General features: G+C 51.2%; 15 protein-coding genes and 1 tRNA gene. 7 read left to right on the forward strand and 9 right to left on the reverse strand.

All coding sequences use genetic code 11. From position 1 onward, the window contains the following. The first annotated feature begins 561 nt into the window (after positions 1-561). The 5 genes from dxr (at position 562) to Pla110_RS20095 (ending at position 7024) form a co-directional block, all read left to right on the forward strand. Entirely contained in the window at positions 562-1707 is a 1146-nt protein-coding gene (dxr, locus tag Pla110_RS20075; protein WP_144998562.1) for a 1-deoxy-D-xylulose-5-phosphate reductoisomerase, read from the forward strand. Then, positions 1698-3674 (forward strand): RIP metalloprotease RseP, encoded by a 1977-nt coding sequence (rseP, locus tag Pla110_RS20080; protein WP_197440330.1) that lies wholly within the window; start codon positions 1698-1700, stop codon positions 3672-3674. Before dxr ends, rseP begins: the two co-directional genes overlap by 10 nt. A 249-nt stretch (positions 3675-3923) precedes the next feature. Next, positions 3924-5513, forward strand: coding sequence for a bifunctional aminoglycoside phosphotransferase/ATP-binding protein (locus Pla110_RS20085; RefSeq protein ID WP_144998567.1), 1590 nt, complete (start codon positions 3924-3926; stop codon positions 5511-5513). Positions 5514-5763: 250 nt separating this feature from the next. Continuing rightward, positions 5764-6204, forward strand: a complete 441-nt coding sequence (locus tag Pla110_RS20090) for a hypothetical protein (protein WP_144998570.1) — start codon at positions 5764-5766, stop codon at positions 6202-6204. 346 nt (positions 6205-6550) lie between these two features. Beyond that, positions 6551-7024: a hypothetical protein gene (locus Pla110_RS20095; protein WP_144998573.1), complete on the forward strand. Its 474-nt coding sequence runs from the start codon at positions 6551-6553 to the stop codon at positions 7022-7024. A gap of 155 nt (positions 7025-7179) precedes the next feature. Here Pla110_RS20095 and Pla110_RS20100 read toward each other — a convergent pair whose 3' ends face one another. The 4 genes from Pla110_RS20100 to Pla110_RS20115 all read right to left on the reverse strand — a co-directional run bounded on the left by Pla110_RS20100 (position 7180) and on the right by Pla110_RS20115 (position 9469). Next, positions 7180-8097, reverse strand: a complete 918-nt coding sequence (locus Pla110_RS20100) for a formate/nitrite transporter family protein (protein WP_144998576.1) — start codon at positions 8095-8097, stop codon at positions 7180-7182. 264 nt (positions 8098-8361) lie between these two features. After that, a complete protein-coding gene (locus tag Pla110_RS20105; protein ID WP_231742657.1) occupies positions 8362-8811 on the reverse strand; it encodes a DUF4112 domain-containing protein in 450 nt (149 codons plus the stop codon). A gap of 27 nt (positions 8812-8838) precedes the next feature. Next, complete coding sequence (locus Pla110_RS20110; protein WP_231742659.1) at positions 8839-9135, reverse strand: hypothetical protein; 297 nt, start codon at positions 9133-9135, stop codon at positions 8839-8841. Positions 9136-9250: 115 nt separating this feature from the next. Continuing rightward, positions 9251-9469, reverse strand: a complete 219-nt coding sequence (locus Pla110_RS20115) for a carbon storage regulator (protein ID WP_144998585.1) — start codon at positions 9467-9469, stop codon at positions 9251-9253. 771 nt (positions 9470-10240) lie between these two features. On the opposite strand from Pla110_RS20115, the gene Pla110_RS20120 reads away from it, so the two are divergent. Beyond that, complete coding sequence (locus tag Pla110_RS20120; protein WP_231742668.1) at positions 10241-15022, forward strand: DEAD/DEAH box helicase; 4782 nt, start codon at positions 10241-10243, stop codon at positions 15020-15022. Positions 15023-15081: 59 nt separating this feature from the next. Here Pla110_RS20120 and Pla110_RS20125 read toward each other — a convergent pair whose 3' ends face one another. From Pla110_RS20125 to Pla110_RS20135, 3 genes are all read right to left on the reverse strand, one after another. Then, a complete protein-coding gene (locus Pla110_RS20125) occupies positions 15082-15492 on the reverse strand; it encodes a diacylglycerol kinase (RefSeq protein ID WP_144998588.1) in 411 nt (136 codons plus the stop codon). A gap of 32 nt (positions 15493-15524) precedes the next feature. Beyond that, positions 15525-18530 carry a hypothetical protein gene (locus Pla110_RS20130; protein WP_144998591.1) on the reverse strand — a complete coding sequence of 1002 codons (3006 nt, stop codon included), beginning with the start codon at positions 18528-18530 and terminating at the stop codon, positions 15525-15527. A gap of 202 nt (positions 18531-18732) precedes the next feature. Continuing rightward, on the reverse strand, positions 18733-20034 hold the full coding sequence (locus Pla110_RS20135) for a glycosyltransferase family 39 protein (RefSeq protein ID WP_144998594.1): 1302 nt from the start codon (positions 20032-20034) through the stop codon (positions 18733-18735). A 387-nt stretch (positions 20035-20421) separates the two neighbouring features. On the opposite strand from Pla110_RS20135, the gene Pla110_RS20140 reads away from it, so the two are divergent. Then, positions 20422-20510, forward strand: a tRNA-Ser gene (locus tag Pla110_RS20140). A gap of 220 nt (positions 20511-20730) precedes the next feature. Here Pla110_RS20140 and Pla110_RS22740 read toward each other — a convergent pair. Then, positions 20731-20898 (reverse strand): hypothetical protein, encoded by a 168-nt coding sequence (locus Pla110_RS22740; protein ID WP_197440331.1) that lies wholly within the window; start codon positions 20896-20898, stop codon positions 20731-20733. Between the two features lie 65 nt (positions 20899-20963). Beyond that, entirely contained in the window at positions 20964-21362 is a 399-nt protein-coding gene (locus tag Pla110_RS20145) for a hypothetical protein (RefSeq protein ID WP_144998597.1), read from the reverse strand. Between the last annotated feature and the right edge of the window lie 2 nt (positions 21363-21364).

The raw sequence follows: 21364 nt of genomic DNA on the forward strand, positions 1-21364 counted from the left end.
TCTCTGATTGATGGAATCGCGCCAGACGGACCTTCAGACCTGCGTACATAACCTTCCTGATAATAGTACGTTAAGCGGTAGTTGACGTATGGAAGCAATCATTTTTTCGATAAAGAAACGTATTCGGTATCTGATACCGAAAGGAGTGTCAGGGATTAGAAGCCTGTTTTTAGCATGAAATCTAGGAGTCTGAGAACTTTCGCCGCACTGCTGTTCACCATCGAACGAGTCTTGCGGCAGTTGACCTGTCTACCTAGAATTCGGCTTGAGGCTTCCCGCAGGAGCAGTATCCCGCCCAGCCTGCCTGACTTCGGAGAAACACCTGCTGACCGCAGTGAGTTTCCTCCACTAGCGAGTCGGCAGTTCAGGCTCATTTCTTCTGCCGCATCTGCATACTGATTACATCATTTAATTCGCAATATATTGCGCAATGAATTTAACAGGTTGTTTTCGTCCCGTCTCCAATAGTTAATCGAAGAGACGCAACCTGACGGTAAAATTGACGACCTATCCCCACCCACAAAATCCCCTCGACGCTGCCGAAGAACGCTTTCTTTTCTGATGACTGAAATTGCCCTGCTCGGATCAACCGGTTCCATAGGAACAAGTACGCTCGAAGTGCTCCGCCAGCACTCGGATCGGTTGCAATTGCGCGGAATCGCCGCTCATCGCAGTTGGCAGCAATTGGCTCAACAGACACAAGAGTTTCAGCCTGCTATCGCCGTCGTGGGAGACGAAACCCTGCGAACTGAAATCGATCGTACCGCGTTTCATCCCGAAACGGAGATTCGCTTCGGCCAGGAGGGCATTGAATCCCTCGCTGCGGATAGCGAAGTGGATACAGTCGTCTCGGCAATCGTCGGTGCCGCCGGACTGGGAGGCACCTGGGCGGCCGTCGAAGCGGGTAAACGGGTCGCCATCGCCAACAAAGAAACATTGGTTGTCGCCGGCCCCATCGTAAAAGCGCTGGCTGAAAAAACGGGAGCCATACTGTTACCAGTCGATTCCGAACATAGTGCACTCTTCCAGTGCCTGCAGGCGGGGCGCCGCGAGGAACTGAAACGGATCATTCTCACAGCGAGCGGCGGACCCTTTCGCGGCTGGAAAAAAGATCAACTTAGAGAAGTCACGCCCGAAATGGCGCTCGACCACCCCACTTGGAACATGGGCCCCAAAATCACCATCGATTCGGCGACATTAATGAATAAGGCTCTCGAGATAATCGAAGCCAAATGGTTGTTTGATCTGGCCGATTCCGAGATTGAGGTGATGATTCACCCTCAATCCATCGTCCATTCCTTCGTCGAGTTCAATGATAACTCGGTGTTGGCACAGCTCTCACCGCCCGATATGAAACTACCGATCCAATACGCCCTTACCTGGCCGGAACGATGGGAAGGGGCGGCGCAAGCCATGGATTGGACTCAGATGTTTAGTTTAGAGTTCCATCCCCCTGACCACGACGCCTTCCCGGCGTTACAATTGGGTCTGGAAACGGCGTCTCGCGGGGGAACCGCAGGGGCCGTGCTCAACGCCGCGAACGAAGCGGCCGTTCAACGATTTTTAGATGGTTCATTACGGTTTGACCAAATCGTTCTGGCCATTCAGGATATTTTAAAAGCTCACCATTTCGACCCGTCTCCCGATCTTCACGAACTGAAAAAGTGGGATCGATGGGCTCGAGAGGAGATGAAAAAATGGAATTGATGTTCGCGATTACTCTCACCAGTATCTTAAACTGGGTCTACGTTGCCTTAGGCCTGGGCCTGGTGATCTTCTTTCATGAACTGGGACACTTCGCTGTCGCGAAATGGTGCAATGTCTATGTCGAGCGATTCAGCATCGGCTTTGGACCTGTCATCTGGAGCTTCCGCAAAGGAGAAACAGAATACGCCCTGTCGATCGTACCGTTCGGCGGTTACGTAAAGATGCTGGGCCAAGACGATATGGACCCCAGCCAGCTCAGCAGTGAAGAGATCGCACAGGATCCCCGAGCGTATTCTGCCAAGAATGTCTGGCAGCGAATGGCGATCATCTCTGCAGGCGTGATCATGAATATCCTGACTGCGATCCTCTTCTTCGCCTATGCCTTCAGCTCTGGAATCGAAAACCCGACGGCCGTTGTGGGGTCCGTCCAGGCAGGATTGCCAGCGTGGGAAAAAGGAATGCAGTCGGGAGACCGTATCACCGAGATCAACGGTCGCAAAATCAATTCGTTCATGGATATTAAACGGGGCGTTGCCCTGTCTTCCGGGCCGCTCGATATTAAAGCGGTACGCCGCAGTGGGGAAGAATTTTCCCTGACGATTCTCCCCGAACAGAAAGAGCTCGGTCGGATGATCGGCACCGCGTATGCCGACGGCTTACGAACAGCCGGTATGCTGGAAGGGGCCACTGCGGGGGCCGCTCCCGATACGCCCGCTGCAACTGCAGAACCCCCGGTTCCTATGAATGCCCGAATCATTAACGTGAACGGAGAAGAGATCGACGATCCTTTCCGTTTCCAGCAGATTCTGGCACAAAAACGGGCCGAACCTCTCGAAATCACGTTTCAGGTACTGAAAAACGATGAAAAAGTGACCACCACGATTCCAGCACAGCCCTTCCAAGAGCTGGGGATTCAGGTCGACATCGGACAGCTTCTGGCAATCCAACAAGGCTCACCCGCCGAGACTGCCGGCCTCAAAAAGGGTGACAAAATTATGCAGGTCGATGGAAGAGGGCTCGGTAACGATCTCAACCCGCTGCATCTGCCCGAGTACTTTGCCTCAAAACATGGCTCTTCTGTCGATGTAACCATCAAACGCGAAAACGAAGGGGGCGAAGTCGCCGAGATGACCATCTCCGTGATTCCTCAGAATCGACCCGGTTGGGTAGAAGCCCCCTACGGTCCCGACGTGCCTTTATCGATCCCTTCCATCGGCGTCGCATTCAACCTGATTAACCGCGTTCTGAAAATTCAGGAAGGTAGCCCGGCCGCCACTGCAGGGCTCCAAGCCAATGACGCGTTGATCAGTATCGAGTTCATTCCGCCCCCTAAAAAGGATAGCGAAATGAAGCCGATCAAACTTTCATTCGATCAGGAGCTCCGTAACTGGGCTCATGCCATCTGGTATCTGCAACGTCTCCCCGGTTGGGAAGTGAAAGTCGCCTTCAGTCGGAGCAATCAAGTGCAGACTGTCAGCCTGGAACCGGTGGAATCAAAAGAGTGGTTCATGCCCACCGAACGCGGAATCTATCTGTTACCGCAATTGCAAACTCAAAAAGCGAACGGTATTGGCGAAGCCATCGGAATGGGCTTTGACAGTACGATTAACAGCGTGACGGATATCTACCTGACTCTACGTAACTTGTTCACCGCCGACCTGTCGGTGAAGAATCTGCGTGGTCCCATCGGTATCGCTTCTGTTTCCCATAGCCATGCCAGCCGCGGCATGCCTTACCTCGCCTGGTTCCTGGGAATGCTCAGCGTGAACCTGGCCGTGCTCAACTTCCTGCCAATCCCAGTTCTCGACGGAGGCCACATGGTCTTCCTCCTCTGGGAAGCCATCACCCGCAAGAAACCAAGCGAAAGAGTCGTCATCGCCGCCACCTACGTCGGCATGATGATCGTACTGGGGTTAATGGTACTCGTCCTGTACCTCGACATCTTCGTGCACTGGTTGCAGTTTTAAGTGAGACAGTAATATCAGGATGATCTCATAGAAATCACCTCCTGCCAAAATTCAAAAACGGGTGTTTAAATCAACGTAACGATTTAGACATCCGTTTTTTTATTCTACACTCGAAATGCATGATAGGGTTCATTCACTAGAATGGCTCGGGGATTAACTCTCGTTACCCATGAGGCAAAGGCATAAAATAAAGCTAATGTATCGAGATGCGATCAAATCGTCGATGAACTGCAAGCGGGCAATTACAATATGACCAGCAACGCAAATGAAACATGGCCACCACTACTGGAAGCTTTGAAAAAGCATCCGCCTTTTGAACATTCAGTGGACCATTTGTCGATGATGGAAACTCACATTTCCTGGATCCTCTTGACCGGAGAGTTTGTTTACAAATTCAAAAAACCGGTCGATCTGGGTTTCGTCGATTTCACCTCGCTTGAGAAACGAAAATTCTATTGCGAAGAAGAATTACGACTGAATAGCAGGTTCACGGAAGGCCTCTATCTGGAAGTGGTCTGCTTCACTGGGCCAGTGGAGGCCCCTCTAATTAACGGTCCTGGCGATCCACTCGATTACGCCGTAAAAATGAGTCAGTTCCCCCAGGAATCGCTATTAAGTCACTTGGTCGAACAGGGAAAGCTGCAACCGGAACATATTGATCGCTTGGCCAAGACAGTGGCAAACTTTCATCAACAGGTGAATGTTGCGGATGAAAAATCCCCCTTCGGCAATCTGGCACGAATTAAAGAACCTGTCGATGAAAACTTTCGACAGTTATTCTCCTCCATGAATAACGAAGCTGAATCGAAATCTCGCCTGGAGAAACTTCACAGCTGGAGTAAGAAAGAACACGCCCGGTTGACAAGTCGATTCCTTAAGCGAAAACAGGACGGCTTCGTTCGCGAATGCCATGGAGACATGCATCTCGGCAATATGATCCTGTGGAATGGAAAAGTGACATTATTTGACTGCATTGAATTCAATGAAAGCTTTCGCTGGATCGATGTGCTGAGCGAAGTCGCATTTTGTGTGATGGATTTAATGTACCGGGGACATTCAGAATTGGGGCATCGATTTCTCAATCAGTATTTGGAGTGGACTGGCGATTATTCCGGCATGGATTTGTTTCCATACTATCTGGCCTATCGAGCGATGGTGCGAGCCAAGGTTGCTGGTATTCGCGGACAGCAGCCAGGGCTGACTGAGTCGGAACGATTGAAAGTCCGGCAGGAAAGCCTGGGGTACCTTCAGCTGGCAGAACAATTCGCAAGCAAGACGCAACCCGTTCTCATGATCACCCATGGCTTCTCTGGTAGCGGTAAGACCTACGGTTCCCAAAAACTGGTCGATGGTTTAGGGGCGATCCGAATTCGTTCTGACGTAGAACGAAAGCGACTACACGGACTTGAGCAACATGAAAGTAGTCAGTCCGCTCCTGGTAGCGACCTGTATTCAACGAAGGCGACAGACAGAACTTATCGTGTCCTTGAGGAACTAGCCCAGATCCTGATCGAAGCGGGAAAGGGGGTGATCGTCGATGCGACTTTTTTGAAATTCGATCGACGTGATCAATTCCGACAACTGGCCCGACAACTGCAAGTCCCTTTTCGAATCCTTGACTTCGCGGCACCTGACAACATTCTAAAGGATCGAATCATGCAGAGAAACGCCACTCAACAGGACGCTTCCGAGGCGGACCTCGAGGTTCTTCAACTTCAACGACAAGCAGCGGAACCTTTGCGTCTCCAAGAGATCTCCGAAGTTATTCGCCTCGGAGACTCAGACACTTTTTCAGCTGCGATCTCCTCAATCACCCAATTGGTTGAAAACGATTCTTAGGATTTCGTGATCGGCTCGTTACCGGCGTTGGTCTAATCGGTAGCGGGTTTCAGACTTGAATCAGGTAGATTGACTTTACACGCCGACAGGTCGTGTTATAAATCAAGCACACTCTTTTGTTGTCTCCATTTCAAATAGGGTTGCTTGACAGGGCAATGCTTTGTACAAAAAATGAGACGTTGGTCAGAATCGAGGATTCACTCTGCCGGAAAAGTTGTCGGCTGGTGGTACTTTAGACAGGGGGCGAACCGTGAAGTATGGACCAGACAAAGATAAATCGGCGAGTGCCGTTTCCATGTTTGCTGTCTCCTTTGTGATCCTGGGCGGCATTGCATTTTTTCTCGCGCTTTCAGGGGTTTATACGATTGATCCCTGGGTCTTTGGCGGCACTGTGACAGGCTTAATGCTGCTGTTCGGGCTCGCGTTCTGGTTCCTGAACAGTATTGCAACCGAATCGGCTTTGAACTCTGGCCTGTTCCGATTCTGGAAGAAGGACCTCGACGCCAATAAGCTCGACTGGGAACCGAAGAAAATCCGCAATTATAAAAAGGATGAACTCGGAACAAATGCTCCGCCCACCCGCGAATCTCTAGAAGAATTAGGCATGGGCAACAGCACCTGGGTCCCCAAAGGAAAGACTCCTCAACGGAAAAAGGGGAGTCAGAATCAACCCCGACGCAAAACCCGCTAATAGCTCCGTTAATTGAAGACGCTTTCAGACGCATCTGCATCTGACTCTCCCTTCCTGGTATGACCGGTAGAGGATCTCCCCGTACCTGCTGTACTTCGCAAACAAAGCGCCCACATATCGACAACACTATTTCATCGTGTTATCTTTATGTGGGCGCTTTAGGCGGGGTGCCAATCGCTGTTTTTAAAATTGTATAATTTATAAGTCATTGTTGCAAAGGAGGTTAAATACATATTTCTCCTGTAGTTCGTTTGATGGCGCGCCGGGTGCTTTTACTAATACCATCAAACAACACAACTGACTTCAATACGAAGTCGAAACCTTCAATTTCACGGAGAAATTAATCATGAAACGCTTCTTCCTTATCGCTGCTGTTATTACTGGTTTGTTCTGTGTCGCTAACGTGGATACCGCGGAAGCGGGTCGCAAAAACGGGGGTAGTGGGTTCAAAAGAAACTCCAACGGGGGTGGTAACCGAAACTTCAGTAACAACAGCCGTCGCAACGGTGGCAACAAAAACTTCGGCAGCAACAATCGCCACAACGGCGGAAACAAACATTTCGATAGCAACAAGCACTTCGGCGGCGGACATAAGTTTCATAACAACCATCACAGCAACCACAAGTTCAACAACCACCACTTCAATGGACACAAGTTCCACGGTAAAAAGTTTCACGGACACAATTCTCACGGTGGACACTTCCACGGTGGATACAACAAACCTTACTACGGTGGATATGGATACGTCGGAGGATACGGTGGTTACGGAAAAGGCGTTACCGTCAACACTCCTGGATTCTCTTTCGGAATCTACAAGTAAGGCGAATTTGAGAATGAACTCCGGCTCTTAAGAGCTTCGCGAGATTTCCCTAAAAAACCCTCGACCTGGATTTCCAGTCGAGGGTTTTTCTGTGTTTGCATGTTTTCAATATTTGAATGGTGACGGAATATGGACCGTCTAGGTTTGCGTGCCGCTTATTCGGAGACCTGCGTCTGGCGGATGTGGGCGTAATTTAAAACGGCCACGAAGATGCTGCCGCCGAACGTATTCCCTAATAATGCAATTCCAATGAACCGAAAAACTTCGTAGGGAGTATGCTTGTCGCCAATGAACCAGGCGGTGAACATCTCGGCGGAACCCGCGATGGAGTGGTGAAGCCCGCCGAGCCCGATAACAAAAGTCACAATAAACACGACCATGATCTGACTGCTGTCCGGGGGAGTGGCCAAAACGAGCCAGGCCCCCAATGCCATTAACCATCCGGCCAGCACAGCGCTCACGAATAAAGATTCGAATGAATACTCCGTGAGATGCTCTCCGATCAGCAGGTAACCTTCTTTTGCCTTCACAACATTATCCGCGATGCTGAGCAGAAATCCAATGATCGCCGCTCCGATCAGGTTTCCGGCAATTACAATCGACCAGAGGCGTAACAATTTCGGAAATGTGCTGCGACGATCAAGAAAAGGGTACATCGACGTGGCTGTGTGTTCGGTGAAAAGCTGCGCACCGCTCATAATACAGATCACGAATCCGAGAGGATATACCAGAGCAGAGGCCAAGCGAGTGAGCAGTACATTCTCCAAGGGATGAGTTAAAGTCACCATGACGGCGACCGCCATCGCGGAGAATCCCACAATCATTCCACCAGCCATCGATGACAACCAGAGGGAGACAGCGGGACGTTTAAGTTGCTCACTTCCTTCTTCAATCGCTTTTTCGAGCGTATCATCCGGATGACGCTGGGCCGCATCGGACCGTTTGATAATCACCGAGATGAAATCTTCCTCTTCCTGTTTACGCTCTTTCGTTCGCTCCGTGGGAGGAGGGGCATCGGGATGTTCTTTGATGGGGTTACCATCGGAATCCAAGAGTGACTTCGGCTCGTTCATTTCGTTCTTAGATCCTGTCCAGGATTAGTGTGGCGGCTATCGGTCTCGAAAAGCTTTTAAAAGCTGCTGGCTTCGCCGCCAGAACACGCTACAGTTATCTGGAATGCGCTCTAGCCTGATGGAGTGACAACAGAATTAGGGCGAGACAGCGGTTGCCCGGAGATACATTTGTTATAGCCAATTTCTGGCAGAAAGCGAATCGACTTGCCCCGAAGCTCCATCTTCAAACCGAGAGGTGCACACCGGTTGGTGGAGACTGGCAAATTACATAGAAACCTTGCTTCGCGATGCGGGCTTTAAGACTTCAACCTCGACTCCATTTGGTTGCACTTGGCGAGAAGGACGTTTTGCCAGTGACTTTCGGAGGAGGTTCATGTTTTTGCGATTGGACTTGAAGGCGACGTCAAACAGGTCACCGACGAAAGGAACGATCCCGACGATCGCATCGATGCCGACATTGGAAACCATACGCAAGAGTGTCCAGCGGGAAACACCGAGTCGACGCGCTTCGTTAATCATCCACGCGGACATCAAAGTGGTCGCTGCGTCACCAATACCGGGAACGAGGCCAATGATCGTATCCCAACCCACGCGGAAATTGGTGCCGGGGATACGGTAGGCGTCATCTAACCACTTGGCAAGCTGCTCAATGCGCTCTATACGGGCAATTTCTTCTGGGATGTCTTCTTCAGAGATGCGTTCAAATTTTGCCATTGTTTTACTCATTCAAGATCGGGAGCATTAATCAGAAATCAACACAGTCTTGTCATGAGGAGAACGAGAATCGGATTCTTCCGGATCTCGTAATTCCGTTGACTCAATGTTTCTTACGCTACTGTTATTTGCACTGCTGTTTTTAGCAGTAGCGATCATGGACGCCGCGCCTACTACGGCGACAGCAACCCAGGCGGTGATTCCGATATCGCGGTCCTCAGCGAAAATCGCAGTGAATGCAGCTGCCGTGGCCACACCTATAACGGTGACCCCACTTATGAGCAGTGCTTTTACTTGATTTGAGATCTTGGTGCAAAATGGCATGTGTAGACTCTTCCCGTAAACATGATTCCATGAAATTTCATCAAGCAACATGATGAGCGTAATTATTGCTGACTACTGGCGGAAGAGTTCGTTCGATTTAACTAAACGGCGAGTTCTAAACAAACTCTAATGTAGCTGATTCGGAGATGTGACCGAATGGAAGATGCTTAGTCGAAAGTTCTTCTTTTTCCAAGAGTTCCGACCGCTTGATAGCGACGTCTCCAGGAGCGGAAATTCCCAATCGAACTCGACCACCGCTACACTGGATTACTTGGACCCGAATGTTTCCATCAATAACGATTTCTTCGCCGCATTTTCGTGAAAGTACCAGCATGTTTTCTCCTCCTTGATATGGGAAAGCTAGTGTTGTGACTAATACAAATGCAACTCGGGTACCACTTCGGCAAAAAGTGCCGGTAAATTCGATTTAGATTCGTGTACTAAGTAGTAAACCTTAAGGCTTGGGCCAATATCAAAGAGGCGTCTAAGCTAAATCAATCATCCAGAATTGTTCACATAGTCTTGTTAATGAACGGATTGCAACAAATCTAACTCTGCGAAATCGTGTTCAGTGACGTCTGAACGGTCACTGATTCATCAAATACTGTTTATTTTTAAATAATGATCGTTCAACAACCAAGATGATCGCTCGCGAGACAAAACATCGATCAGAATTGATGCGTGGCCCCGCTACCAGACAACGAAGGGAACATGAGAGCCTTAGGTAATGTGGGAATCGTAGGGTAATCTCGTTTTGTTTCGGAACGTTTATCGTTTCAAATTGATACTTTGTTTAATTATGCAACAGTCTACTTGGCATCCGCTTTCAAGGTGATCGCAAGACATTGCAGGATACATGCAAGATCCTTCCGACGTTGCAGCGGAATTACTATCCAGAGGTTCGATAAAGGGTGGGGGAGGTTTCTTTGAAGTGGAGAACAGGCGACAATTTCAACGGTGAGATAGGCTCAGGGAGCCTCACCGTGAAAACACTGGATTCCTGCCAATGTTCAGGGACTCTCGACAGACCAAGATTGTCCCAGTGATTCTGTCGTATAGAATGAAAGGCGTCGATTTTAAGAGTCGCTTTCAGGGGGGATGTAATTTGTCGATTGAAAATCCGGTAGAACCGCCAACCGTCATGGACCCGGTACTGGAGACGTTCCATCCGGTGATCCGGGAATGGTTCGCTTCCCGGTTTGCCGGTCCAACGGAGCCTCAGGTGGCCGGTTGGCCGGTGATTGCCGCGGGCAAACCGACTTTGATCGCCGCCCCGACAGGTAGTGGTAAAACTCTCACCGCTTTTCTCTCCTGCATTAACCGACTGCTGCTTTCAGCTCTCGAGGGTAACCTGGCGGAAGAGACCCAAGTTGTCTATCTGTCGCCGCTCCGAGCGCTCTCTAACGACATGCACCGAAATCTCGAGGAACCACTCGCCGAAATTACGGCGCTGGCTCAGGCCGAAGGTATCGACATGCCGCACCTGAGTGTTGGTTTACGAACGGGCGACACCAAACCTTCTCGGCGTGCCTCGCTGGTTCGCAAGCCCCCTCATATTCTGGTCACGACGCCGGAATCGCTCTATCTGATGTTAACAGCAGGAAAGGCACGCGAGACGTTGCGTCAAGTCGATACCGTGATCGTCGATGAGATCCATGCCCTTGTTCGTGACAAACGAGGTTCGCACCTGGCGCTTTCCCTCGAACGGTTAGAACATGTGTCGGAACGTTCCATTCAGCGAATCGGCCTCTCGGCTACACAGCGACCCATGTCTCGAATCGCCAAATTTCTCGTCGGTGGTTGGCCGGGAGAATCGATCAACATTGAGCAGCCTGGAGTCCTCGAGCCTGAACCGTCAAACGGTGATGAACCAGTTCCGATGGCGCATCCCGTTAATCCGGATGACGAAGTTCTACCGAGCGACTATTGCGAGATTGTCGACGTCGGTCATGCGCGACAACTTGATCTAGGCATCGAAACTCCTCGTTCGGAGTTGCAAGCAGTCTGCATGCACGAGCAGTGGGATGAAGTGAATGAACAACTGGTCGAGATGATCAATTCTCACCGCAGCACGCTTTTGTTTGTTAATACCCGGCGAATGGCCGAACGATTGACGCACCAACTGACTGAGTTGCTCGGCGAAGAAGTTATTGGAAGTCACCATGGTTCCTTGTCTGCCAAGATTCGGCTGGAGACGGAACGCAAACTGAAAGAGGGGGAGCTGAAAGCGGTCGTCGCAACCGCCTCTCTCGAACTCGGACTGGATATCGGTTACATCGATCTCGTTATTCAAATTGGATCACCACGGGCAATCTCGACGTTCCTGCAACGCATCGGTCGGTCGGGACACTCATTGGGACTGATTCCCAAAGGACGATTATTTGCCCTCACACGGGACGAGTTGATCGAATGTATGGGCGTGATCCGTGCGGTGAAATCGGGCAGGTTAGATGTCTTGCCAATGCCCGAACATCCTTACGATGTTCTCGCTCAGCAGATCGTCGCCGAGGTTGCTGCTGAAGAGTGGGGCACGGATGATCTGTATGAATTATTCATCCGCGCTTATCCTTATCGCAATCTGTCGCGCAAGGAATTTGACCGAACGATCCACTATCTGAGTGAAGGGGTTTCGCAGAACAGTGTCCGCAACTTGCGTTACCTCCATCATGATCAGGTTCAAAAACGAATCCGCGCCCGGAAGTCGGCCCGTATTACTGCAACGTGTAACGCCGGAGCGATTCCCGAAGTCGCTTCGTATCGGGTCGTTCTCGATCCGGAAAAGACAGTAGTAGGAACTCTCGATGAAGAGTTCGCCGTCGAGAGCAGCCGGGGAGATGTCTTCCTGTTGGGGAACAACTCCTGGCGCATCCAACATGTGCGCGGATCGGATGTCACAGTGACCGATGCGGCGGGGGCTCCACCGACGATTCCATTCTGGCAGGGAGAAGCTCCGGGCCGCACGTTCGAGTTGTCCGAAGAAGTCTCGCTGTTGCGGGAAGCACTCGAAACACGATTGAAGTCTCAGGACGATGAAGCGACTACCACTTGGTTAGCGGAAGAGACGTTCTGCTCAGAGGAGATTGCACGGCAGGCAGTTGCTTATTGCCGGGCGCAGTTGGAAGCGATTGGATTGCTACCAAATCAAAAACAAATCGTCTTCGAGCGATTCTTTGATGAGTCGGGCGGAATGCAGCTCGTCGTGCACGCCCCTTTTGGTGCCGGTATCAATCGGGCATGGGGATTTTCCATGCGTAAACGGTTCTGCCGTTCCTTCGATTTTGAATTACAGGCGACGGCGGATGACGATGGTTGGATTCTCTCTCTCGGACCACAACACAGCTTTCCGATCGAGAGTCTCTTTCCGATGCTCACCTCAAACAATTCGCGGGGCCTATTGGAACAGGCAGTGCTGACTGTTCCAATGTTCCAGGTTCGCTGGCGCTGGAATGTGACACGGGCGTTACTGGTCACGAAGTTCCAGTTCGGCAAAAAAGTTCCTCCAGCGCTCCAGCGTTTTCGCGCGGACGATCTGTTGACGGCCGTCTTCCCCAAGTTGACGGGTTGTCAGGAAGAACATACAGGCGACCACGAGGTACCTGACCACCCTCTAGCCAACCAGACGATGGAAGACTGCCTGCACGAGATTATCGACATTGAAGGCTTGGAACGAACGCTGCGACTGGTGGAAGCGGGCGAGATTACATTGATCGCACGCGATACCCGCGAACCCTCGCCCTTCAGTTATGGATTGCTCAACTCGAATCCTTATACTTTTCTGGATGGTGGTGAGGTACAGGAACGCCGCGCCCGCACGGTAGGTACACGACGCGGGATGGCGGTCGAGTCTGTCAGTGACTTGGCGCATCTCGACCCCGAAGCGATTGCACGAGTACGAACCGAAGCCGAACCCCTGGTTAGAACTGCCGATGAACTACACGACGTGTTGATGGTTCGTGTTGCCTTGCCGATTTGTGAGGGACAGGAATGGACCCGTTTTTATGATCAACTGGAAAGTGAAAAACGAGCCGCCTTAACGCGTCTACCCAATGGTGAGGAAGCGTGGGTCGCGACGGAACGAGTTCCGTTGTTTGAGAAAATCTTCCCGAATGCTCCTTTGGAACCTGTCTGGCCTGTGCCCGAAGCGCTGCGTAAAGATTGGGATTCAATTGAAGCTAAGGTTCTCTATGTTCGTGGTTTGCTGGATATCTGCGGCCCAATCACAGCGACCGAAGTCGCCAAACGACTCTCGCTCGAAGTAGAACACACTAAACTACTGCTCGAAGCACTCGAAGGGGAGGGGACAGTCCTGCGGGGCCTGTTCTCATTTGGTTCATTTCAGTCGAAGAGCGAAGAAGAACAAGGAACGGCAGCGGCTACGGACACTGAAGCATCACAGGACGAACTCAGTACAGAGGAGACCAGTACTGAGCAGACCAACACACCGGAACTGGCAGCCGAGCGCGAGCAGGAATGGTGTCACCGTCGATTGCTCTCACGAATTCATCGTTTGACCATCGCAGGTTTGCGACAGCAAATTGAACCAGTGGATGTACCGACGTTTCTTCGATTTCTATTCCGCCACCATGGACTCGATAAGAAGTTGCCTCGAAGTGGTTCGAATGGGGTTTATGAAGTACTCCAGTTACTGGAAGGGGTCGACGCGGCGGCGATGGCGTGGGAGCGAAATTTGTTGCCGGACCGAATTGCAGAATACAACCCGGCTTGGCTGGATGAACTGTGCCTGACGGGGGAACTCGGTTGGGGTCGGCTCTATCCTCCGAAGCAGGATGAACTGGAAACAGGCCCGACGGCCACCTTCACCCGCATCATGCCGGTCGCGCTCTGGTTGCGGGAAGACTTGGACTGGTTAACGGCAATCAAACCACCACCGGAATCTCATCGACTTAGCAGCCCCGCGGAAGAAGTACTGGAACAATTGCGAAAAACTGGCGCGATGTTCTTTCGCGAATTGCTCAGCGAGACTCGCATGTTACCCGGCCATTTGAAAGCGGCCCTGGGGGAACTGGTCGCACGGGGGTTGGTTACGGCCGATGGCTTTGAGGGGCTTCGGAACCTGATTAGCGATAAAGAAGACAAACGTAACGGCCGTGCCCAACTGAAACGGGGAAAACTTCGACGACGGTCGGACACGGGCAGTGCGGGGCGTTGGGCAATCTGGAACAAAGAACTCAGTGGTGAACAGGAATCGGGCGATCCGGGAGCGAGTGACCAGGAGATGATTGAAGAGGTTGAAAAGTCGGATCCCAAACTCAATCCCGCCGAAGAATGGGCGTGGTTGTTACTGCGTCGTTGGGGTGTTGTGTTCAAAGATTTGCTGCAGCGGGAACAGGGAACCCCTTCCTGGTATGAACTATTACAAGTCTATCGCCGCTTGGAAGCCCGAGGTGAGATTCGTGGTGGGCGATTTATTCGCGGAGTCGCTGGCGAACAATTTGGCTTGGGTGAAACCGTCAAGCAACTTCGTGAGTTGCGTGATGAAAAACCCCAGGACGAATACACGGTCGTCTGTGCGGCCGACCCGCTTAATCTGGTTGGTATCCTGACGGAGCATGCCCGCGTAACAACGTCGGCTCATAATAAGATCGTCTACTACAACGGCAAACCACTCGCCGCCCTGCAGGGAGGGGCTCTGCAAAGCCTTGAAGACCTTTCCGCAATACAAATGGAAAAAGTCGCCCGCCTGTTGGGGAAACAACCGGGCAAAGTTTCGGACCTGCGATCGCAAACGTTCGAGCAGCTATTCGCAGAGCAGGAAGAGTACCGCAAACGGGGCACGGAAATCGACAAGCAGGAGAAGACCGACGGGGAAGAATCGGAAGCGAGCCCCCGTTATCCCAATGGAATACCACGACCCATGATTGGGTAATGGGGAGTATTCTTTCATGTGATAAGTGGGCTTAAAAGGTCATTAAGCTAATCACACGCTCAATGTAACAATTCCCACAGCCGGTGGCCGAGGATTATACCGACAGTGATGCTGGCACCGATGAGCGTCAGCGTGGCGGAGGCGGTGCCGATGCGGATGCTGTTCTGGGCAGCTTCAGAGAAGTGATGCCCCAGGTTGTCCCAGATCGCTTTAAGGACTTTGTTGAACATCTCGGCGGAAATGGCGAGGGTACAAGAGAGAACGACCATGGCCCATTCCATCATCGACAGACCCAGGATGAATGAACAAGTCAGGACAATGGTCAGGCAGAACGTGTGAAAGAAAAAGACGCTGTCGCTACGGATAATCTGTGCGAAACCTCGTTCAAGTTCGATGAGGTACTGTCGCCAACTGGCCCGCTGTTTGACGGGACGTTCTTCTTTCAAGATGCTGTTCAAACGAGTCTGCATGATTCTATTCCTGGGTTGTCACCTTCAGGTGATTACCGCACATTCAAGAGTGAACTCAATTGCGAGCTGTAGGCGTTGAAGGGGCCAATCTTGGGTTCGATGGAGAGACCGAAACTGACGTTGTCTTTACTCGCATCAGCACCGAAACCAAAATGAACGAGGAAGTCGGCACCCACTCGTGTAACCGTAAGCGTCTGACCGCGGTTTTGATCTTCTGCGATATCGTAAGCGGTTCCCATCGTCGAAATCCATTTGGGACTCATGACGTAACTGTAACTCGCGGTCAGGATGTTACTATCGAGGTCGCCCCCTTTAACCTGTCGGATACCCGCGTAAACAGAACCGCGTGTCGAACGTTGACTGAGGACTCCCAGGCTCCATAGCTCCTGACCATCGTCGAAAGTGTCGTACAGGGCATCCGCCAGAATGCTGGTACGCTCGCCTACGTTCCATTGATAACTTCCGGTATAGAGACCGAAGTCTTCACCAAAGTTATCTCGATCTTGATCCGGGAAGTAGGAAACACCCATATCGAGCCGCATCCAGTCACGAATTCGTTGCCGTTCTGGAGGACCAACTTTTGTCTGTAATCGCTGACGTAAAGCGAGTCGCAGCACCTGCTGATCTTCGACCAACTCATGGTAGGGGGCGGTGAGGTCTGTGCCAGCACCTGTTCGGACCCCGTAGAACCGGGGATCAAAGGGAGCGGGCAACACTCCTCCAAACGTATTTGTTAATAACCGTTGACGGAAACGTTCCTGAGCATTGTCATCAATTTCGTTGTACTGCGGGATGTCGTTTAGAGATCGGGAGGCGTCGGTATAAGCGTATTCCGATTCCAGTCGGATCTTATGAGCGAGACCGTTCAAGTTGAAGATGTCGCTGTAGATATTCGGGAAGATACGGGAGAACATCAAGCTACTGCGGATACCGCCCTGACCAACGAAGCGATCAATCTGATCGTTGTTGATCCCATCATCCCAGTAAGCTGCCTCTCCCATGACGTAGGGAACGACGTTAACGGGTCCAAGATTAAATGGGGCTTCCAACTTGTGCCGCGTCATCATGACCATGCCCGAATCGTCCGTAATATAGGGGATCGGTGTAAACAGGTCGTTGGGGTCGGTTGGAGGATCTGCCGGTTGCAGATTGGCATAACCGATGGAACTATGACTACTCCATGTTAACCATTCGCCTAAAATTGGTTCTCCAAGTCCGTACAGGTCGAGCTTGGGCAACCATTCGGTTGTGTTCTCAAAGTTGTTTACTTGTGGTCGCGTTAACAGGGACCAGGACCAGTTTTCATAATCCTGTTTACCATAGATGAGCGTTTCCACGTCTTTGCGACGATCGAATTCTTTTTCGTAATACTGTTCGAGGTAGTTACGGTCAGACAAATACCCAAACTCGCCAATGACCAGCGCGTCGAATGGTTCCAGCCGCTGCCAGTGCCGCCACTGGGCTCTACCGCGCTCGTCTTGTTTGGGTTCAAGGCTGCGTCGATCGCGCCCCAGGTTGTCCTCACCTTCATCATAGATAAAGATGCCCAGGCCTTCGCCGTTGTATATCCCGGGGATCCCAAACAGATCTTCTCCACTGTAGTCGGTGGACATTCCGACTGCAGGACCTCGATCGGAAAGGTAATCGGCAAGCAGCCCCCATTCGACGCCATCCGGTTTGTTAATACCAGACAGTTTGAACATATCCCACTCTGTTTTGACCTGAGTACCGAAGATACTGTCTTGCTCAAACGTCACTGAACGAATCGGGATATTCGGGTCTTCAGCTGGACCACTGAGGTAAGGAGAATACAAAACCGGAATGTCATATTCGGAAATGGTTAAGGTGTTATTCAAGCTGGTTACCCAGGGCGTTGCCTTGGGAATGGCCATGCCGGTTGCCGGATCGATATCGTAGTTCCCTTGCCCCAGCCAGTTCTGATTGTAGCGGTAGTCCAGAAAGATATCGGTAGACCGTAACCGATAACCTGGCTCACCAAACTGGCTCGTCGTTGCCCAGGCGTTCTGGGCGTGGTAAGACTCGCGACTTTTCTGACGTAGTTGCTGCGCCCGTATCCGGACATCGCCTTGCAGTTCATCCACGTAGGCACGAAGTTCTGCATTGAGCAACAGACCTCGATCGTCGGTAATATCGTAATACGCATGAGTCGCCGTTAACGTGTCGCGCCCCTGCCGGATGATGATATTCCCCTCCATGTAAATTTGCAGAGGGGCATTGCCATCAAACTCTTGGCTCGACAACGGACGGCCTGTTCCGTCCGACTTAACCCAGATGACCATACGATCCGCAGTGAGGTCGACGATTCCAAATTCTTCCGCGTCGAATACGCGTACGGTGATTCCGCCCGTGGCTATAGTTACTGTTTCAGGGGGAGTTGTATCATGTGATTCAATCGAACTGATGCTCGGTTGAATAGTGCTCCGCCCCTCAATCGTGATATGTTTTTTCAAACCAGTCGAAGGGATTGTCACTCCCTGCCAGGAGAGGTCGGTCTCCGGATTTTGCACAACAAACTGAGTCGGCTGCAGATTACTACGTCGCACTCCCTGAGCCTGTTGAATCGCCTGCTTAAGAAGCGGATCTTCCGGCGCGGGCTCGTTGATTGTTTTTCCAATGTCGATGGATACATCCGAGAGCGTTCGCATCTGTCGGACCAGACTGGGTTCACGCAGAGAACGGGACGGTTCTTCGACCTCAACATCATCTTTCAGGAAGATGGTCAGGTAATGAGTCACTTCATCCCCGGACTGCTCGGAACGTTGCCAGACCACAGCCTGCTGAGAGCGTAACGTCGTTGCCCCCTGTTGGATAACGCAATTTCCACGCAGAATTTGAATCAGCTGATTCTGTTCCGTCCACTGCTGAGAGAAACGGGAGGCGATCGTGATGGGAGCGCGCACGAGTTCTGTTTCACTCGTTTCGGCTGCGCGAAGCGAGGGCATGGCCAACAGCATCCAAAGGATTGCGCTGGCGAACAGGCGATATCCATTTCGCGTGATAATGAGTTTGCCCAACACGGATTTACATCACTTGAAGGCGGAGTACGGAATCCATTCCGAACTCTGAACAGTCCTTCCCTCTTCGCATCGAAGAAAGTTCTTCGCTGGATTTAGGCAGACTGGTGGAGATTAACGGTCGGGGATTATGGTCGCTTTGCCAAATAGTGTCAATAAGGGTCCTATCCGGATGACCTAAAAGGACTTACCGCTTTTCCGGATCTCATTTATCCTTGGTCGAAGCAGTTCTGTGCAATCGCCTCTCTGTGAATCCCAATGCTATGCCTCCCGCGAAGATTGCCAGACAGAAATCGACCGGAGCCCGCATTCGCATATTCGACCAGTAAACCAGATGAATTAAAGTGAGGCTTACTACGCAGAGTAAAGTGAAGGTCAGCACTCGGACGACCGGGACTTCCGATTTACGAAACAGGAGCCAAAACCCCAAGCCGATAATCGAGGCAAGATAGAGAAGTATGTAATATCCACTGATGGCGATCCCAATCATTCGATTTTCTTCGTCAACGGAATGGGGAGCCAGAGCCCAAAACCGCCTTAGCCGTAACCAACTCGAGTCGAAGAATGAACCGGGATGATTGACAATCCAGTTCTTCGCCCGTGAATTCATCCACCGATCCCGGGCGATTTCTCCTGTTGCCTCTTGTTGTCCGAGGTCCGCTCGCATCTCCGCTTCCATCTCGATTTGCCACCTGTCGAGAGAGTCCCCTTGCCAGGTTGTCCCCCAAGGTTGCGAAATGACTTCCTTATAAAAAGTCTCATTATTGCCAAGCAAAAGAGTGTAGCCGCCATGGGTCGTCGTAAGGATCGGTTGCCCCATCACAACCCAGTTCCGCACGACCCAGGGAAGGACGACGATAGAGATACCGGTAAAGATTAGAATTCCCTGCCGCAGAAATAGCCCCATCCGCTTTTTTCGAATTGCAATAATCAGACAACTCACACCGACGAGCCCACCCCAAGCCCAGATGCCCGGACGACACAGAGCCAAGGCCCCGCCGATAAGTCCCAACGTAACCAGCGGAAACGCTGCTGATTTTTCATTAATGGCCGAGACTCGCCAGCAAAACAGGCTCAGTAAAAAGACGAACAGCGTTTCCGTCATCAGGCTGGCGGTGGCGAAAAGTAGTAGCGGATCGAAAGCCATGACTCCAGCGGCCACGGCCCCAGTCGCCTGATTCCCCATGCGGGAGGCGGTCTTACCAGTGAACCATACAGACGCTGTTCCCAGCATCACTTGTACAATTCCGATTCCCCACAAACCGCCACCTAGGCTTAAGATCGCGGCATAGAGAATGGGAAGCAGGGGAGGCCGGAAAGCGGTGGGAACCTCAGTTCCCGGTTTGAAGTACCCTCCATTGTCTAATAACGTCTGCGCATGAGCTAGATAGGCATCAACATCCATCCCGAGTTGATCACGATAAAAGACAAGTACACCAAGCCGCATTCCCAACGCGAGGAGGCTGATCCAAAGCAGATAAGAGTGAGTGCAGTTTTGGGAATTCAAGTGTTGTAATCCAGCGAGCAGCAGAGATTCAGAGGAGCGGCCATAAGGGAGAGGCCAAAAGAAAGTCAGCACGAAACTCTCTGCTGATGGGTCCACCCTATATCATGTCGCGTCAGCCGCACAGTAAGAAAATTGAAAAAACCGATTCGCTGCAAGCCCGTGCCGAACTCCTTTGACCTGCGAAGTGTCCACCCAGACATGCCACTTGAATTACAGACCGCCCTTTCTACTTTGGAGTTGCCAATAAAAGCAGACGAAAGGAGAGACATCTCTTCCCTTTTGCCTGAAAACTGACTAGATTACTCCAGATCAGCCGAGCATCTCCACGATTCGGAGCCCCGGTTGAGACCTAACATATTGAATTACAGGAGTTTACCGCTCCTGCCCGGAGAGATGGCTGAGTGGCCGAAAGCGCTGGATTGCTAATCCAGTGAGTCTAGCAATAGGCTCCACGGGTTCGAATCCCGTTCTCTCCGCTATATAAGGACTTACGTCGAAAGATGTGAGTCCTTTTTTCGTTGATACTGAAAAGTCCTCCATCAAGTCCTCCACTTTTCTTGTCAGTGCTGCTTATTGAGCACATTATCGGGAAGGAATTAAACATAATCGCAATCCAGAACGCAGTCGGCACCACGCCGCGGTCGAAATTCGAAATCGGATTCATTCAATTCGAGGTTCCGTAAGCCACCGCCCCTTTTACGTTCGCACCCTCTCGTTGAGATTCAGTTCATCTGCCCGGATGAACTGCTGTCGGTCCTCGGACCAGAAGGGGTGGTTCGGTGTGGAACCGAGAGCAACAGGTTCGGAAGCAATTTTCACATCGATGATCGAGGCGTTCTGATGCTTGTACGTCGCCGTGATCACTTCGCCGTCACCGGGAGCGATTGGTGGGCAGGGGCTGATGAAAGGTGCTTAGCATCGCCTAAAGATCAACTATTCGACGTACCCGGGTATGGCTCCAGTCGTGTATGCGGGAATCTATGATTTCGGTACTCGTTCCAAAGTGAACTTAACCACGGATCATTCTCACCAAGTTCAAGAGCCAAACCGATAAGCCCTAAATCATCTGAAACGTAACTAGCTAATTCTGGGTTACTCGTATGTTCAAACACTTTCTCATAAGCGAGTCGCCGAAGTGCTTCAATGGCGTCTGACTCACCATTGTTTTTTTGATCCATCATAAGCTTATGAACTCTCAACCAATCTGTTTCAAAATCTGGAGAATCTCTCGAATCTAAGGCTAGGTCAATATCCAGCTGATCAAAAGTTTCTGAGTTAAGAATCTTGTCTTGAGAAATGGATTCCGTGATGCTTAATATTTCTTTCATTT

Origin of the sequence: Polystyrenella longa (assembly GCF_007750395.1) — a bacterium.
GTDB lineage: Bacteria > Planctomycetota > Planctomycetia > Planctomycetales > Planctomycetaceae > Polystyrenella > Polystyrenella longa.

Coding starts and splice junctions, on each gene's coding strand:
- Pla110_RS20085 (WP_144998567.1), top strand. CDS start 3,924: ATGACCAGCAACGCAAATGAAACATGGCCACCACTACTGGAAGCTTTG.
- Pla110_RS20145 (WP_144998597.1), bottom strand. CDS start 21,362: ATGAAAGAAATATTAAGCATCACGGAATCCATTTCTCAAGACAAGATT.
- Pla110_RS20125 (WP_144998588.1), bottom strand. CDS start 15,492: ATGCAGACTCGTTTGAACAGCATCTTGAAAGAAGAACGTCCCGTCAAA.
- Pla110_RS20095 (WP_144998573.1), top strand. CDS start 6,551: ATGAAACGCTTCTTCCTTATCGCTGCTGTTATTACTGGTTTGTTCTGT.
- Pla110_RS20115 (WP_144998585.1), bottom strand. CDS start 9,469: ATGCTGGTACTTTCACGAAAATGCGGCGAAGAAATCGTTATTGATGGA.
- Pla110_RS20100 (WP_144998576.1), bottom strand. CDS start 8,097: ATGAACGAGCCGAAGTCACTCTTGGATTCCGATGGTAACCCCATCAAA.
- rseP (WP_197440330.1), top strand. CDS start 1,698: ATGGAATTGATGTTCGCGATTACTCTCACCAGTATCTTAAACTGGGTC.
- Pla110_RS20105 (WP_231742657.1), bottom strand. CDS start 8,811: ATGGCAAAATTTGAACGCATCTCTGAAGAAGACATCCCAGAAGAAATT.
- Pla110_RS20110 (WP_231742659.1), bottom strand. CDS start 9,135: ATGCCATTTTGCACCAAGATCTCAAATCAAGTAAAAGCACTGCTCATA.
- dxr (WP_144998562.1), top strand. CDS start 562: ATGACTGAAATTGCCCTGCTCGGATCAACCGGTTCCATAGGAACAAGT.